This window comes from Pseudomonas gingeri, assembly GCF_013385635.1.
Lineage (GTDB): Bacteria > Pseudomonadota > Gammaproteobacteria > Pseudomonadales > Pseudomonadaceae > Aquipseudomonas > Aquipseudomonas gingeri_A.
In genome coordinates this window covers 43,101-58,164 of the sequence record NZ_JACAPR010000008.1, presented here as the reverse complement: position 1 = coordinate 58,164, position 15,064 = coordinate 43,101, and the positions used below count along the sequence as shown (strand labels likewise).

At 62.5% G+C, this 15,064-nt stretch carries 17 protein-coding genes; all 17 read left to right on the top strand.

The genetic code is table 11. The annotated features are described in order from the left end of the window. Positions 1-5 precede the first annotated feature (5 nt). Entirely contained in the window at positions 6-1,790 is a 1,785-nt protein-coding gene (gene fliF, locus HX851_RS36555; protein ID WP_177060393.1) for a flagellar basal-body MS-ring/collar protein FliF, read from the top strand. Continuing rightward, complete coding sequence (gene fliG / locus HX851_RS36550; protein WP_017124426.1) at positions 1,783-2,802, top strand: flagellar motor switch protein FliG; 1,020 nt, start codon at positions 1,783-1,785, stop codon at positions 2,800-2,802. The genes fliF and fliG overlap by 8 nt, the downstream gene beginning before the upstream one ends. Before the next feature lie 10 nt (positions 2,803-2,812). Continuing rightward, positions 2,813-3,595 (top strand): flagellar assembly protein FliH, encoded by a 783-nt coding sequence (fliH, locus tag HX851_RS36545; RefSeq protein WP_177060395.1) that lies wholly within the window; start codon positions 2,813-2,815, stop codon positions 3,593-3,595. Then, positions 3,585-4,943 (top strand): flagellar protein export ATPase FliI, encoded by a 1,359-nt coding sequence (fliI, locus tag HX851_RS36540; RefSeq protein ID WP_177060397.1) that lies wholly within the window; start codon positions 3,585-3,587, stop codon positions 4,941-4,943. Before fliH ends, fliI begins: the two co-directional genes overlap by 11 nt. A 7-nt stretch (positions 4,944-4,950) precedes the next feature. Beyond that, on the top strand, positions 4,951-5,400 hold the full coding sequence (gene fliJ / locus HX851_RS36535) for a flagellar export protein FliJ (RefSeq protein WP_177060399.1): 450 nt from the start codon (positions 4,951-4,953) through the stop codon (positions 5,398-5,400). A gap of 88 nt (positions 5,401-5,488) precedes the next feature. Continuing rightward, on the top strand, positions 5,489-5,794 hold the full coding sequence (locus tag HX851_RS36530) for an STAS domain-containing protein (protein WP_177064835.1): 306 nt from the start codon (positions 5,489-5,491) through the stop codon (positions 5,792-5,794). Positions 5,795-5,799: 5 nt separating this feature from the next. Next, complete coding sequence (locus HX851_RS36525) at positions 5,800-7,506, top strand: ATP-binding SpoIIE family protein phosphatase (protein WP_177064837.1); 1,707 nt, start codon at positions 5,800-5,802, stop codon at positions 7,504-7,506. Positions 7,507-7,595: 89 nt separating this feature from the next. Next, positions 7,596-7,895 carry an Hpt domain-containing protein gene (locus tag HX851_RS36520; RefSeq protein ID WP_177064878.1) on the top strand — a complete coding sequence of 100 codons (300 nt, stop codon included), beginning with the start codon at positions 7,596-7,598 and terminating at the stop codon, positions 7,893-7,895. 88 nt (positions 7,896-7,983) lie between these two features. Beyond that, positions 7,984-9,399: a flagellar hook-length control protein FliK gene (locus HX851_RS36515; protein ID WP_177064839.1), complete on the top strand. Its 1,416-nt coding sequence runs from the start codon at positions 7,984-7,986 to the stop codon at positions 9,397-9,399. Between the two features lie 235 nt (positions 9,400-9,634). Further along, entirely contained in the window at positions 9,635-10,141 is a 507-nt protein-coding gene (fliL, locus tag HX851_RS36510) for a flagellar basal body-associated protein FliL (RefSeq protein ID WP_177060407.1), read from the top strand. A gap of 9 nt (positions 10,142-10,150) precedes the next feature. Then, a complete protein-coding gene (fliM, locus tag HX851_RS36505; RefSeq protein ID WP_017124417.1) occupies positions 10,151-11,119 on the top strand; it encodes a flagellar motor switch protein FliM in 969 nt (322 codons plus the stop codon). A 58-nt stretch (positions 11,120-11,177) separates the two neighbouring features. Next, positions 11,178-11,639, top strand: coding sequence for a flagellar motor switch protein FliN (gene fliN / locus HX851_RS36500; protein WP_017124416.1), 462 nt, complete (start codon positions 11,178-11,180; stop codon positions 11,637-11,639). Further along, positions 11,640-12,086 (top strand): flagellar biosynthetic protein FliO, encoded by a 447-nt coding sequence (gene fliO, locus HX851_RS36495; protein ID WP_177060409.1) that lies wholly within the window; start codon positions 11,640-11,642, stop codon positions 12,084-12,086. Continuing rightward, complete coding sequence (gene fliP, locus HX851_RS36490; protein WP_177060420.1) at positions 12,086-12,838, top strand: flagellar type III secretion system pore protein FliP; 753 nt, start codon at positions 12,086-12,088, stop codon at positions 12,836-12,838. Before fliO ends, fliP begins: the two co-directional genes overlap by 1 nt. Before the next feature lie 21 nt (positions 12,839-12,859). Then, on the top strand, positions 12,860-13,129 hold the full coding sequence (locus HX851_RS36485) for a flagellar biosynthetic protein FliQ (RefSeq protein ID WP_177064841.1): 270 nt from the start codon (positions 12,860-12,862) through the stop codon (positions 13,127-13,129). 1 nt (position 13,130) lies between these two features. Beyond that, positions 13,131-13,913, top strand: coding sequence for a flagellar biosynthetic protein FliR (fliR, locus tag HX851_RS36480; protein WP_177060422.1), 783 nt, complete (start codon positions 13,131-13,133; stop codon positions 13,911-13,913). A gap of 3 nt (positions 13,914-13,916) precedes the next feature. Continuing rightward, a complete protein-coding gene (gene flhB, locus HX851_RS36475) occupies positions 13,917-15,056 on the top strand; it encodes a flagellar biosynthesis protein FlhB (protein ID WP_177060423.1) in 1,140 nt (379 codons plus the stop codon). Positions 15,057-15,064: the final 8 nt, after the last annotated feature.

Genomic DNA, 15,064 nt, shown 5'->3' with positions numbered 1-15,064 from the left:
GAGTCATGGCTGAAGCAGTCGCCGATAACGTACCGGCCAAGGCCGCGCCGACAGATGGCAAACCGCCGCTGTTTGGTTTGTCCTTCCTGGAAAACCTTTCCGAAATGACCATGCTGCGTCAGGTCGGCCTGATGGTCGGCCTGGCCGCGAGCGTGGCGATTGGTTTTGCCGTGGTGTTGTGGTCCCAGCAGCCTGATTACCGGCCTCTGTACGGCAGCCTGGCCGGTATGGACGCCAAGCAGGTCATGGAAACCCTGGCGGCTGCGGATATCCCCTATACCGTCGAACCGAACTCCGGTGCATTGCTGGTCAAGGCCGATGACGTCTCCCGTGCCCGCCTGAAACTGGCGGCGGCCGGCGTGACGCCCACCGATGGCAATATCGGTTTCGAGATCCTCGACAAGGATCAGGGCCTGGGTACCAGCCAGTTCATGGAGGCGACCCGTTATCGTCGCGGTCTTGAAGGCGAACTGGCACGGACCATCTCCAGCCTGAACAATGTCAAGGGCGCGCGCGTGCACCTGGCGATTCCGAAGAGTTCGGTGTTCGTCCGTGACGAACGCAAACCGAGTGCTTCGGTACTGGTCGAGCTGTATTCCGGGCGCTCCCTGGAGCCGGGCCAGGTGGTGGCGATCATCAACCTGGTGGCGACCAGCGTTCCCGAACTGAGCAAGTCGCAGATCACCGTGGTCGACCAGAAGGGCAACCTGCTCTCCGACCAGGCGCAGAACTCCGAATTGACCATGGCCGGCAAGCAGTTCGACTACAGCCGCCGCATGGAAAGCATGCTGACCCAGCGTGTGCACAATATCCTCCAGCCGATTCTGGGCAACGACCGCTACAAGGCTGAAGTGTCCGCCGATGTGGATTTCAGCGCGGTCGAATCGACCTCCGAACAGTTCAACCCGGATCAGCCGGCGTTGCGCAGCGAGCAGTCGACCACCGAACAGCGTACGGCCAGCAACGGCCCGCAAGGGGTGCCCGGGGCATTGAGCAACCAGCCTCCGGCACCGGCTTCGGCACCGCAGACCACCGGTGGCGCGACCGCGTCGTCGGGTCCCGTGCAACCCGGCCAACCGCTGCTCGATGCCAACGGCCAGCAGATCATGGACCCGGCCACCGGCCAGCCGATGCTGGCGCCGTACCCGGCGGACAAGCGTCAACAATCCACCAAGAACTTCGAACTGGATCGCTCCATCAGCCACACCAAGCAGCAGCAGGGTCGGCTGACCCGCCTGTCGGTGGCGGTGGTGGTCGACGATCAGGTCAAGGTCAACGCCGCCAACGGCGAAACCACCCGTGCACCGTGGAGCGCCGACGAATTGGCGCGCTTCACCCGTCTGGTGCAGGACGCCGTCGGTTTCGACGCCAGCCGCGGCGACAGCGTCAGTGTGGTCAACGTGCCGTTCTCCGCCGAGCGCGGGGAAGTGATCGCCGACATTCCGTTCTACTCGCAACCCTGGTTCTGGGATGTGGTCAAGCAAGTGCTGGGTGTGCTGTTCATCCTGGTGCTGGTGTTCGGTGTGCTGCGTCCGGTGCTCAACAACATCACCGGCGGCGGCAAGAAGCAGCTGGCGGGTCTGGGCAGCGATGTCGAACTCGGTGGCATGGGCGGTCTGGACGGCGAGCTGGCCAACGACCGCGTGAGCCTCGGCGGTCCGCAAAGCATCCTCCTGCCAAGCCCGAGCGAAGGTTATGACGCTCAACTGAACGCCATCAAGAGTCTGGTAGCCGAAGATCCGGGCCGTGTGGCACAGGTCGTCAAAGAGTGGATTAACGCCGATGAGTAATAACGCTGCCGTCACCCAGAAGCTGACCCGGGTCGATAAAGCCGCGATCTTGCTGCTGTCGCTGGGTTCCACCGATGCCGCACAGGTTCTTCGCCATATGGGTCCCAAGGAGGTCCAGCGGGTCGGCGTGGCCATGGCGCAGATGCGCAACGTGCATCGCGAGCAGGTCGAGCAGGTCATGAGCGAGTTCGTCGAGATCGTCGGCGACCAGACCAGCCTGGGCGTCGGCTCCGACGACTACGTGCGCAAGATGCTCACCCAGGCCCTCGGCGAGGACAAGGCCAACGGCCTGATCGACCGCATCCTGCTCGGTGGCAACACCAGCGGCCTGGACAGCCTCAAGTGGATGGAGCCGCGCGCCGTGGCGGATGTCATCCGCTACGAGCACCCGCAGATCCAGGCGATCGTCGTGGCCTATCTGGATCCCGACCAGGCCGGTGAAGTACTGAACAACTTCGACCACAAGGTGCGCCTGGACATCATCCTGCGCGTCTCCTCGTTGAACACGGTACAACCGGCGGCGCTCAAGGAACTCAACCAGATTCTCGAGAAGCAGTTCTCCGGCAACTCCAATGCGGCCCGTACCACCCTGGGCGGCATCAAGCGTGCTGCCGATATCATGAACTTCCTCGACAGCTCGATCGAAGGCCAGTTGATGGACTCGATCCGCGAAGTGGACGAGGACCTGTCGACCCAGATCGAAGACCTGATGTTCGTCTTCAACAATTTGTCCGACGTCGACGACCGCGGTATCCAGGCGCTGTTGCGCGAAGTCTCTTCCGATGTGCTGGTGCTTGCCCTCAAAGGCTCGGATGAGGGCGTCAAGGAAAAGATCTTCAAGAACATGTCCAAGCGTGCGGCGGAGCTGCTGCGCGACGACCTCGAGGCCAAGGGACCGGTGCGCGTCAGCGACGTCGAGACCGCCCAGAAGGAAATCCTCACCATCGCCCGCCGTATGGCCGAAGCCGGAGAAATCGTGCTCGGTGGCAAGGGCGGCGAAGAGATGATCTAAGGATCCAGCCATGACTGATCCAACCGACCTGATCCGCGCGCGGGACGTGAGCGGCTTCGACCTGTGGTCGCTGCCCAGCTTCGACCCGCATGTCGAAGAGCCTGAACCGGAGCCAGTGGAAGAGCCGCCGGCCGAGATGGAGGAAGTGCCGTTGGAGGAAGTCCAGCCGCTGACCCTCGAAGAGCTCGAAAGCATTCGCCAGGAAGCCTACAACGAAGGCTTCGCGGTGGGTGAACGCGAAGGTTTCCACAGCACCCAGATCAGGGTTCGCCAGGAGGCTGAAGTCGCCCTGAGCGCCAAGCTGGTCAACCTGGAAGCGCTGATGGGCAACCTGTTCGCGCCTATCGCCGAGCAGGACCAGCAGATCGAAAAAAGCCTGGTGAATCTGGTCGGGCATATCACCCGCCAGGTCATCCAGCGCGAACTCAAGACCGACTCCAGCCAGATCGAGCATGTCCTGCGCGAAACCCTGAAGCTGCTGCCGCTGGGCGCCGAAAACGTACGGCTGTACATCAATCCCCAGGACTTCGAGCAGGTCAAGGCCTTGCGCGAGCGCCACGAGGCGACCTGGCGTATTGTCGAGGACGAGGCCCTGCTGCCCGGCGGTTGCCGGGTCGAGACCGAACACAGCCGGATCGACGCCAGTGTCGAAACCCGCATCGAGCAGGCGCTGGCGAAGCTGTTCGATCAGTTGCACGAACAATCCCTGCATCCGGCCCAGCCCGACCTGACGGTCGAATTGGGTGAGCCTCATGCACCGAGCAGTGCTCCGGACCTGTCCGATGCGCCTTGAGCGAACCAGCTTCGGCAAGCGCCTGGGCACTTACGCCGAGGCCATTGACCTGCCGGGCCAGCCGATTCTCGAAGGTCGCCTGCTGCGCATGGTCGGCCTGACCCTCGAAGCCGAAGGCTTGCGGGCCGCCATGGGCGCCCGTTGCCTGGTGATCAACGACGACAGCTATCACCCGGTGCAGGTCGAAGCCGAGGTCATGGGCTTCTCCGGCAGCAAGGTGTTCCTGATGCCGGTGGGCAGCGTGGCCGGTATCGCACCCGGCGCCAGGGTCGTGCCGCTGGCCGACACCGGTCGGCTGCCGATGGGTATGAGCATGCTCGGGCGGGTGCTGGACGGTGCCGGACGCGCGCTGGACGGCAAGGGCGGGATGAAGGCCGAGGACTGGGTGCCGATGGACGGTCCGACCATCAACCCGCTCAATCGTGACCCCATCCACCAGCCGCTGGACGTGGGCATCCGCAGTATCAACGGATTATTGACGGTAGGCCGTGGTCAGCGTCTCGGCCTGTTCGCCGGTACTGGCGTCGGCAAGAGTGTGCTGCTGGGCATGATGACCCGCTTTACCGAGGCCGACATCATCGTGGTCGGGCTGATCGGTGAGCGAGGCCGCGAAGTGAAGGAGTTCATCGAGCACATCCTCGGCGAGGAAGGGCTCAAGCGTTCGGTGGTGGTGGCGTCGCCCGCCGACGATGCACCGCTGATGCGTCTGCGCGCGGCCATGTATTGCACGCGGATCGCCGAGTACTTTCGCGACAAGGGCAAGAATGTCCTGCTGCTGATGGATTCGCTGACCCGTTTCGCCCAGGCCCAGCGGGAAATCGCCCTGGCCATCGGCGAGCCGCCTGCGACCAAGGGTTATCCGCCTTCGGTGTTCGCCAAGCTGCCAAAACTGGTGGAGCGCGCGGGTAACGCCGAGGCCGGCGGCGGTTCGATCACCGCGTTCTACACCGTACTGTCCGAAGGCGACGACCAGCAGGACCCGATTGCCGACTCGGCGCGGGGCGTGCTCGACGGGCATATCGTCTTGTCCCGGCGCCTGGCCGAAGAAGGTCACTACCCGGCGATCGATATCGAGGCGTCCATCAGTCGGGTGATGCCGGCGGTGGTCAGTGCGGAGCACATGAAGCGTGCGCAGTATTTCAAGCAGCTCTGGTCACGCTATCAGCAGAGTCGCGACCTGATCAGCGTCGGCGCCTATGTGGCGGGTGGCGATCGCGAGACCGACACGGCGATCTCCCTGCAACCGGCGATGGTCCAGTACCTGCGCCAGGGGCTGAACGACAATGTCAGCCTGGGCGAGAGCGAAGCACATCTGTCGACGGTCTTCGCGCCGGCGGCGGGCGGCTGACCCGGCCATGGCCCAGAGTCGTGCCGCGCGGCTGGCGCCGGTGGTCGAGATGGCCGAAAGCACCGAGCGTACCGCTGTCCAGCGCCTGGGGTATTTCCAGGGGCAGGTGCGGCTGGCGCAAAGCAAGTTGGCCGACCTCGAAGGATTTCGCCTGCAATACCAGGAACAATGGATCGAACGTGGCCGGCACGGTGTTTCCAGCCAGTGGTTGCTGGGCTACCAGCAGTTTCTCAGTCAGTTGGATACCGCCGTTGCCCAGCAACGGCAAAGCCTGGCCTGGCACCAGAACAACCTCGACAAGGGGCGGGTTGCCTGGCAGGAAGCCTTTACCCGCGTCGAGGGCTTGCGCAAGCTGGTGCAGCGCTACATCGACGAGGCCCGCCAGTTGGAAGACAAACGTGAACAGAAACTGCTGGATGAGCTGTCCCAGCGCCTGCCGCGGCAGAGTCCCTATTGAATCGCAGGTATTTTGACGCTCCCGGTTGCCCTGCTGTCAGCGGGGTGCTACACCTTGTACACATCGCCACTGACAAGGAAGCTGGATCATGGCTGTAGAGTCGGCAGTAACAGACAACGGCAGGAAGTTGACGATTTCGGTCAAGGGGCGCTTTGACTTCGGCAAGCACCAGGAATTTCGCGAATCCTACGAGCGGGTCGACACCCGACCCGAGTCGGTTATCGTCGATCTGGTCGATACGACCTATCTCGACAGTTCGGCCCTGGGTATGCTCCTGCTGCTGCGCGACCACGCCGGCGGCGACGATGCCCATATCCGGGTGATCAACAGCAACACGGATGTACGCAAGATCCTCGCCATTTCTAATTTCGACAAGCTCTTCGACATCACTTGAGCATCATGCAAACGGCCGAGGAGTCGCTGACGGTGCTGATCGCCGAGGACGGGGCGGCGGATCGGCTGCTGCTGTCGAGTATCGTACGGCGCCAGGGGCATGCAGTCCTGACTGCCAGCAACGGTGCCGAGGCGGTCGAGGTGTTCAGGGCGCAGCGGCCCCAGCTGGTGCTGATGGATGCGCTGATGCCGGTGATGGACGGCTTTGAGGCGGCACGGCAGATCAAGGCGCTGGCCGGCGAATCGCTGGTGCCGATCATCTTTCTCACCTCCCTGAGTGAAAGCGACGCCCTGGTCCGTTGCCTGGAAGCAGGCGGTGACGATTTTCTGGCAAAACCCTACAACCAGGTCATTCTCGGTGCCAAGATCAAGGCGATGGATCGTCTGCGGCGCCTGCAGGCCACGGTATTGCAGCAACGCGACCTGATCGCCCGGCACCACGACTACCTGCTCAACGAGCAGCGGGTGGCCAAGGCGGTGTTCGACAAGGTGGCGCATTCCGGGTGCCTGCGGGCGCCGAACATCCGTTACCTGCAATCGCCCTATGCGTTGTTCAACGGTGACCTGCTGCTGGCGGCCCATACCCCGGGCGGGGACATGCATGTCCTGCTCGGCGACTTTACCGGGCATGGCCTGCCCGCCGCCGTCGGTGCGATGCCGTTGGCGGAAGTCTTCTACGGCATGACCGCCAAGGGCTACGGCCTGCCGGAAACCCTGCGGGAGATGAACGCCAAGCTCAAGCGCATCCTGCCGGTGGACATGTTCTGTTGCGCCACCTTCCTGCGCCTGAGTCCGCAGCGGCAGGTGGTCGAAGTCTGGAACGGCGGCATGCCCGATGGCTACCTGCACGATATCGCCTCGGGCGAGCGGCGTCCCCTGGTGGCGCGGCATTTGCCGTTGGGGGTACTGGGGGCCGAGGCGTTCGACGATCACACCGATGTCTACCCCATGACCCGGGGCGATCGGGTTTTCCTGCTGTCCGACGGGGTGATCGATACTTGTAATCGCGATGAGCAGTTATTCGGTGTCGAGCGCCTGCATCAGGTATTCGAGAGCAACCGCGATCCGGATAGCCTGTTCGAGGAGATCCAGCAGGCGCTGGCGCGCTTCGGCGGCGAGGCGCGTGACGATATCAGCATGGTCGAGATCAGTCTGCCCGCGCCGGGGCAGGCGTTGCCGGCGACCATGGTCTACTCCGACAGTGGCGAGTCCTGTCCGCTGGACTGGTCAGTGGACTTCGAGTTCCGTGCGGCGACGCTGCGGCGCTTCAATCCGTTGCCCTACCTGCTGCAGTTGCTGATGGAAGTACATGGCTTGCGAGCCCACAGCGGGGCGCTGTACAGCGTGCTGGCCGAGCTTTATTCCAATGCCCTGGAACATGGTGTCCTGGGCCTGGATTCAAGCCTCAAGCGCGATGTTCGCGGATTTGCGCAATACTATGAGCAGCGCAATCGGCGTCTGCTCGACTTGCGGGAAGGTTTCGTTCGCGTGAGCCTGAAGGTGATCCCTGAAGGCAAGGGCGGGCGATTGTGCATCGAGGTCGAGGACAGTGGTGCCGGGTTTGACGTCGGGCGGGTCATGGCGCGCCCGTTGGAAGTCGATCGGTTATCGGGACGAGGGGTCGGCCTGGTCCGGCAACTCAGTCACTGTGCCCGTTGGTCGAATGACGGCCGGCGTGCCCACGTGGAGTTTTCGTGGGAGGCTCAGGCATAATTTGCAGGTGTTGATCAAGGAGTGAACTCGTGGACGGCAATCAGGAAAAGCACCTTGACTACGATGTGCTCGGCGCATTGCAGGAAGTCATGGAGGATGAGTATCCACTGTTGCTGGATACCTTTCTCAACGATTCGGAAAAACGCCTCGGGCAGTTGCATCAGGCCAGCAACGCGATAGAACTGGGTCTGGCGGCCCACAGCTTCAAGGGCAGCAGCAGCAATATGGGCGCCTTTCACCTGGCCGATCTTTGCCGGCAACTGGAAGAGCGGGCCGCGCAACTGCCGCTGACCGGAATCGAGGATCTGGTCGGGCGGATCGACCGCGAGTACGAGCATGTGCGCCATCTGTACGCTCGCGAGCGCGAACGTTTCCCGGTCAAGCAATAACCCTCGTGGTGATTCGGGCGAACTGGCCCGAACCTTGCTATCACTCCCTGCATTGACTTTACGATCCCTGTGCAGCGGAGACTGTGTTATGCCCCTCGCTCCCAATTCTCTTCTTCAGGCCACCGCTGCGGCCAAACCCAAGGCGGACCTTGCGAGCAATCCGCCGGCACCGGTTGCGCAGCCCAAGGACAATGCTTCCAGCTTTGCCCAGGTCTACCAGAGCAGCCAGAACAACCAGAGCAAATCGGTAAAGGCGGCTGACAGTCCGGTCAAATCGACCCGCGACACTACCCCCGCGGTATCGGCGAAAAAGGATGTGGTTGCCAGTAACAAGGGTGACGCGGCAAAGCCCGCGGTTGCCGATAGCGGCAATTCCTTGCCTGCCGATAAAACCACCAGCAGCGACACCACGACAAAGGCCGGTGACGACCAGGCCACGGCTGACGACAAGGACAAGGACAGCGCCAGCGATACGCCGGTGGCGGATGCCACGCCGGTGGATCCGACCCTTGACCCGGCGCTGATCCAGGCTGCTGTCACGCCACCGGCGCCGGTTCCTGAGGCGCCGCCGGCAGTGGCGCCCGCGCAGCAACCGGTGATCGAGGCGCCGCTGGCGGCCGCAGTGACCGCCGCGCCAGTACAGGCAGCGGCGACACCGCCGGCCAGCGACAGTGATTTCGATCCGAATTCCGATCCGTTGGATAACCTGCCTGCCGTGCGTCTGGCGATGGAGCAGGGTGGTCATGTGTCGACTACCAGCCAGCCGACCACTAAAACCACCAGCAATAACGATACGGACCCGAATCAGGCCCTTAATCAGAACGCCAGCGTGGCAGTGCTGGTGGATCAGAAAACCGATGCCGGCACCACCGAGCAGGGCGGCGAAAAATCCTTCAAGGGCTTGATCGAAGACGGCTTGAAAGATCTGAAAGGCGCCTCCAGTGACACCCGGGTCGATGACTTCGCCAATCGCCTGGCGGCGCTGACCCAGGCCGCGGTACCGAAAACCGCGAATGCGCTGCCGGTCAACCAGCCGCTGGCCATGCATCAGAGCGGCTGGACCGAGGAAGTGGTCAACCGGGTCATGTACCTGTCGAGTGCCAGCATCAAGTCCGCCGATATCCAACTGGAACCGGCCGAACTGGGGCGATTGGACATCAAGGTCAACATGTCCGCCGACCAGGCGACGCAGATCAGCTTCGTCAGTGGTCATGCCGGCGTGCGTGATGCGCTGGAAAGCAATATGTTCCGCCTGCGCGACATGCTCCAGCAGCAGGGTCTGGGGCAGGCCGATGTCAGCGTCTCCGACCAGTCGCGTGGCTGGACCGGCCAGGGCCAGGATCCGCAACAGCAACAGCAGCAGGCCCAGAAGGGTAGCAACAACGGTGGTGGTGGTCGCCTGGATGGCGGCGACGACGATATCGCCATTGCCGCCGCGACCGAGGCGGCAGCCACCAGCGCCAGTGTCGTGGTGGGCTCCAGCGCGGTCGACTACTACGCCTGATCGCCTATGGCGGGTCTGGTGCTTATTTGGGGGCTGTGCCTGATGTGGGAGGGGGCTTGCCCCCGAAGCTTTTGGCAGCCCCAGGGGAGCTCGTCGTGGGTAAGCCCACTCCTGCACGATCTCTTTCAGCCCATCCGCGCCGTGCTTTCCTTCCCCTCTGCGCCAACTCTGGCATAACACTTGCTCCAGCCTTGCCGTGCGACTGTGAAAAACCGAATAGTGACGGATTATTGGCATGGCGAAGAGCGAAGCAGCAGCGGTAAAAGAACCTGGCGGGAAAGGCAAACTCAAGCTGATTATCGTGATCGTGGTGGCTTTGCTGCTGGCGATCGGGCTCTCCGTGGGAGCGACCTGGTACTTCATGCACAGCGCCCAGAGCAAGCCCGCCCCGGCACCGGCCGAGGCCAGCGCGACCAAGCAGCCGGCGATCTACGAATCGATGGCGCCGGCCTTTGTCGCCAACTTCAAGGATGCCAACGGCCGCCAGCGCTACATGCAGGTGAGCATCAGCATGATGGCGCGCAACCAGGCCGACCTGGAAGCCCTGAAGGTCCATATGCCGGTGATCCGCAACAACCTGGTGATGCTGTTCTCCGGACAGACCTACGAAACCCTGGCTACCCCGGTCGGCCAGGAGTTGCTGCGCCAGAAAGCCACTGCCAGCGTGCAGGAAGTGGCGCAGAAGGAAGTTGGCAAGGTGGTGGTCGAACAGTTGCTCTTCACTAACTACGTACTGCAGTAGGATCACGACATGGCCGTGCAAGACCTGCTGTCCCAGGATGAGATCGATGCCCTCTTGCATGGTGTCGATGACGGTCTGGTACAGACCGAAAACGCCGCCGAACCCGGCAGCGTCAAAAGCTACGACCTGACCAGCCAGGATCGCATCGTCCGTGGACGCATGCCGACCCTGGAGATGATCAACGAGCGTTTTGCCCGCTATACCCGTATCAGCATGTTCAACATGTTGCGTCGCTCCGCCGATGTGGCGGTGGGCGGGGTGCAGGTGATGAAGTTCGGCGAATACGTGCACTCGCTGTATGTGCCGACCAGTCTCAACCTGGTCAAGATCAAGCCGCTGCGTGGCACCGCCCTGTTTATCCTCGACGCCAAGCTGGTGTTCAAGCTGGTGGACAACTTCTTCGGCGGGGACGGTCGTCACGCCAAGATCGAGGGGCGCGAATTCACTCCGACCGAGCTGCGTGTGGTGCGCATGGTGCTGGAGCAGGCCTTCATCGACTTGAAGGAAGCCTGGCAGGCGATCATGGAAGTCAATTTCGAGTACATCAACTCGGAAGTGAACCCGGCCATGGCCAACATCGTCGGCCCGAGCGAAGCGGTGGTGGTCTCGACCTTCCATATCGAGCTCGACGGCGGTGGCGGCGACCTGCACGTGACCATGCCGTACTCGATGATCGAGCCGGTACGGGAAATGCTCGACGCCGGTTTCCAGTCGGACCTCGACGACCAGGACGAGCGCTGGGTCAAGGCCCTGCGTGAAGACGTGCTGGACGTGGCGGTACCGCTCAGCGCCACGGTGGCGCGTCGTCAACTGCGCCTGCGGGACATCCTGCACATGCAGCCGGGCGACGTGATTCCGGTGGAGTTGCCCGAGGACATGGTCATGCGCGCCAACGGCGTGCCGTCGTTCAAGGTCAAGCTCGGTTCCCACAAGGGCAACCTGGCATTGCAAGTGATTGAGCCGATCGAACGCCGTTGAGCGGGTCGATCAAGGAATGAGCTGTGTTAACTGATTTTCTGCCCGCCGAGGACAACTGATGGCTGACGAACACGATATGACTGACGACCAGGCCCTGGCTGACGAGTGGGCGGCTGCCCTGGAAGAGTCCGGCGAAACCGGCCAGGACGATATCGACGCCCTGCTGGCGGCCGATGCCGGTACCGCGCCGAGCTCCAACCGCCTGCCGATGGAAGAATTCGGCAGTGTGCCGAAGAGCCACGAGCCGGTGACCCTCGACGGTCCGAACCTGGACGTGATCCTGGATATCCCGGTGTCGATTTCCATGGAAGTCGGCAGCACCGATATCAATATCCGCAACCTCCTGCAACTGAACCAGGGGTCGGTGATCGAACTCGATCGCCTGGCCGGCGAGCCGTTGGATGTGCTGGTCAACGGCACGCTGATTGCCCACGGTGAAGTGGTGGTGGTCAACGAAAAGTTCGGTATCCGTCTGACGGACGTGATCAGCCCGAGCGAACGCATCAAGAAGTTGCGCTGAATGAGCAGGCTCCTCGGCGGTCTCCTGCTGTTGCCGTTCAGTGTACTGGCGGCTGAGCCCGTGGCTACGACCGTGGCGGCGGCGACCGCGGCTGCACCGGCGATCGGCGGTGGCATGGCCGGGCAGCTGACGCAACTGGTGTTGGGCTTGCTGCTGGTGCTGGGGATCATCTTTGCCCTGGCCTGGCTGTTGCGTCGTGTGCAGCAGGCGGGGCCGGCGGGCAAAAAGGGGCAGGTGATCGAGTTGATCGGCTCCCGCGCCCTCGGGCCGCGTGATCGTTTGGTGCTGGTGCAGGTCGGCAACGAGCAGATCCTGCTTGGCCTGACACCAGGCACCATAACGCCGTTGCATGTGCTCAAGGAGCCGGTCCAGGTCCCGAGTGGCGAGCCGGCGCCTCCGGAGTTCGCTCAACGCCTGATGGAATTGCTGGGTAAGGACAAGAAGTGATGGCTGCGTTGCGTTTTATCCTCGCCCTGACGCTGGTGCTGGCCGCGCCACTGGCGTTCGGCGCCGATCCGCTGTCGATCCCGGCCATCACCCTCGGTACCGGGGCCAACGGGCAGCAGGAGTACTCGGTCAGCCTGCAGATCCTGCTGATCATGACGGCGCTGAGTTTTATCCCGGCGTTCGTCATCCTGATGACCAGCTTTACCCGGATCATCATCGTCTTTTCGATCCTGCGCCAGGCCCTGGGCTTGCAGCAGACGCCGTCGAACCAGATTCTGACCGGCATGGCGATGTTCCTGACCCTGTTCATCATGGCGCCGGTCTTCGACAAGGTGAACCAGGATGCCCTGCAGCCCTACCTGGCCGAGAAGCTCACGGCCCAGGACGCGGTGCTCAAGGCCCAGGGGCCACTCAAGGACTTCATGCTGGCGCAGACCCGCAGCAGTGACCTGGAGTTGTTCATGCGCTTGTCCAAGCGTACCGACATCGCCACGCCCGACCAGGCGCCGCTGACCATTATCGTGCCGGCCTTCGTCACTTCCGAACTGAAGACCGCGTTCCAGATCGGTTTCATGATCTTCATTCCGTTCCTGGTCATCGACCTGGTGATCGCCAGTGTGTTGATGGCGATGGGGATGATGATGCTGTCGCCGCTGATTATTTCCCTGCCGTTCAAGATCATGCTGTTCGTGCTGGTGGATGGCTGGGCGCTGATCATCGGTACCCTGGCGAGCAGTTTTGGTGGTGTCTAGAACCTTCACGAGTAGTGCGCCATGACGCCTGAAGTTGCAATTGACATCTTTCGCGATGCCCTCTGGCTGACCACGCTGATGGTCACCGTGCTGGTGGTTCCGACCCTGCTCATCGGCCTGCTGGTGGCGATGTTCCAGGCCGCCACGCAGATCAACGAACAGACCCTGGGTTTTCTCCCGCGCCTGCTGGTGATGCTGATCACCCTGATCGTTGCGGGTCCCTGGCTGATACAGAAATTCATGGAATACATCCTGTCGCTCTACGGCAGTATCCCGCAGGTCATCGGCTGACATGTCGCTGCTCGCGCTGACCGATACGCAGATCAGCACCTGGGTCGCCAGTTTCATGCTGCCGATGTTCCGGGTCGGCGCGGTGATCATGACCATGCCGATCTTCGGGACCACCCTGGTGCCGCGGCGGGTGCGGCTGTATTTCATCTTTGCCATCACCGTGGTGATCGCGCCGGGGCTGCCGCCGATGCCCGAGGTGCATCCGCTGGATCTCAGCGGGTTGATGCTGATCGCCGAGCAGATCATCTTCGGTGCCCTGCTCGGTTTCTCCCTGCAGTTGTTCTTCCAGGCCTTCGTGGTCGCCGGACAGATTGTCGCGGTGCAGATGGGCATGGGCTTCGCGTCCATGGTCGATCCGATCAACGGTGTCTCCAGTGCGGTGATCGGGCAGTTCTTCACCATGCTGGTGACGCTGATGTTCCTGGCGATGAACGGTCATCTGGTGGTGTTCGAGGTATTGACCGAGAGCTTCACTACTTTCCCGGTCGGCAGCGGGCTGTCGACCACGGACTTGTGGGCAATTGCCGGCAAGCTCGGTTGGGTCCTGGGTGCCGCGCTGATGCTGGTGCTGCCGGCGATCACCGCCTTGCTGGTGGTCAACGTGGCCTTTGGCATCATGACCCGCGCCGCGCCACAGTTGAACATCTTCTCCATCGGTTTCCCGCTGACGCTGGTGTTGGGGATGTTCATCCTCTGGGTGAGCCTGGGCGATATTCTCAATCAGTATCAACCGCTGGCCGTCGAGGCCCTGCAGTTTTTACGTCAACTGATACGGGCGCCCTGAGCCATGGCAGAGAGCGAGAGCGGTCAGGACAAGACAGAAGACCCCACGGAGAAAAGGAAGAAGGATTCCCGTGAGAAGGGTGAGATTGCCCGCTCCAAGGAGCTCAATACCCTGGCGGTAATGCTGGCCGGGACGGGTGGATTGCTGGTCTTTGGTGGCGCGCTGGCCCAGGCCATGGCCGAACTGATGCGCCTGAACTTCACGTTGTCCCGCGAGGTGGTGCTTGATCAGCGCTACATGGCGATCTTCCTCCTGCAGTCGGGCAAGACGGCGCTCTGGGCGGTTCAGCCGATCCTGCTGACCTTGCTGCTGGCGGCCTTTATCGGGCCGATCTCCCTGGGGGGGTGGTTGTTCGCGGCGGGCAGCATGGCGCCCAAGTTCAGTCGGATGAATCCGCTCGCCGGGCTCAAGCGGATGTTTTCGACCAAGGCTCTTGTGGAACTGCTCAAGGCCCTGGCGAAATTCATCATCGTGTTGCTGGTGGCGCTGTCGGTGTTGTCGTCGGATATCGACGATCTGGTGCGCATCGCCCATGAGCCCCTGGAGTCGTCGATTATCCACAGCCTGCAGGTGGTGGGCTGGAGTGCCTTGTGGATGTCCCTCGGGCTGTTGCTGATTGCCGCGGTGGATGTGCCGGTACAGCTCTGGGAAAGTCACAAGAAACTGCTGATGACCAAGCAGGAAGTGCGTGACGAGTACAAGGACCAGGAAGGCCGACCGGAGGTCAAGCAGCGGATTCGCCAGTTGCAGCGCGAGATGTCCCAGCGGCGCATGATGGCGGCGATCCCCGAGGCGGATGTGGTCATCACCAACCCGACCCACTACGCCGTGGCGCTCAAGTACGACGCCGAGAAGGGCGGGGCGCCGGTGCTGCTGGCCAAGGGTAACGACTTTATCGCCCTGAAAATCCGCGAGATCGCCGTCGAGCACGAGATCATGCTGCTCGAATCGCCGGCCCTGGCGCGTTCGATCTACTACTCCACCGAACTGGATCAGGAAATTCCGGCGGGGCTCTACCTGGCGGTGGCGCAAGTGCTTGCCTATGTCTTCCAGATCCGCCAGTTCCGCGCGGGCAAGGGCAAGCGGCCGGATCCGCTCAAGGACAACCTGCCAATTCCACCGGAGCTGCGCCGCGATTCCTGAAGGCTTCC

What these genes read in the sequence shown, in the direction of transcription:
- HX851_RS36530 (WP_177064835.1), top strand. Translation starts at nt 5,489, where the DNA reads ATGGCTGTAGAGTCGGCAGTAACAGACAACGGCAGGAAGTTGACGATT.
- HX851_RS36525 (WP_177064837.1), top strand. Translation starts at nt 5,800, where the DNA reads ATGCAAACGGCCGAGGAGTCGCTGACGGTGCTGATCGCCGAGGACGGG.
- fliN (WP_017124416.1), top strand. Translation starts at nt 11,178, where the DNA reads ATGGCTGACGAACACGATATGACTGACGACCAGGCCCTGGCTGACGAG.
- fliP (WP_177060420.1), top strand. Translation starts at nt 12,086, where the DNA reads ATGGCTGCGTTGCGTTTTATCCTCGCCCTGACGCTGGTGCTGGCCGCG.
- fliG (WP_017124426.1), top strand. Translation starts at nt 1,783, where the DNA reads ATGAGTAATAACGCTGCCGTCACCCAGAAGCTGACCCGGGTCGATAAA.
- fliI (WP_177060397.1), top strand. Translation starts at nt 3,585, where the DNA reads ATGCGCCTTGAGCGAACCAGCTTCGGCAAGCGCCTGGGCACTTACGCC.
- fliO (WP_177060409.1), top strand. Translation starts at nt 11,640, where the DNA reads ATGAGCAGGCTCCTCGGCGGTCTCCTGCTGTTGCCGTTCAGTGTACTG.
- HX851_RS36520 (WP_177064878.1), top strand. Translation starts at nt 7,596, where the DNA reads ATGGAGGATGAGTATCCACTGTTGCTGGATACCTTTCTCAACGATTCG.
- fliH (WP_177060395.1), top strand. Translation starts at nt 2,813, where the DNA reads ATGACTGATCCAACCGACCTGATCCGCGCGCGGGACGTGAGCGGCTTC.
- fliM (WP_017124417.1), top strand. Translation starts at nt 10,151, where the DNA reads ATGGCCGTGCAAGACCTGCTGTCCCAGGATGAGATCGATGCCCTCTTG.
- HX851_RS36485 (WP_177064841.1), top strand. Translation starts at nt 12,860, where the DNA reads ATGACGCCTGAAGTTGCAATTGACATCTTTCGCGATGCCCTCTGGCTG.
- fliF (WP_177060393.1), top strand. Translation starts at nt 6, where the DNA reads ATGGCTGAAGCAGTCGCCGATAACGTACCGGCCAAGGCCGCGCCGACA.
- flhB (WP_177060423.1), top strand. Translation starts at nt 13,917, where the DNA reads ATGGCAGAGAGCGAGAGCGGTCAGGACAAGACAGAAGACCCCACGGAG.
- fliJ (WP_177060399.1), top strand. Translation starts at nt 4,951, where the DNA reads ATGGCCCAGAGTCGTGCCGCGCGGCTGGCGCCGGTGGTCGAGATGGCC.
- fliL (WP_177060407.1), top strand. Translation starts at nt 9,635, where the DNA reads ATGGCGAAGAGCGAAGCAGCAGCGGTAAAAGAACCTGGCGGGAAAGGC.
- HX851_RS36515 (WP_177064839.1), top strand. Translation starts at nt 7,984, where the DNA reads ATGCCCCTCGCTCCCAATTCTCTTCTTCAGGCCACCGCTGCGGCCAAA.
- fliR (WP_177060422.1), top strand. Translation starts at nt 13,131, where the DNA reads ATGTCGCTGCTCGCGCTGACCGATACGCAGATCAGCACCTGGGTCGCC.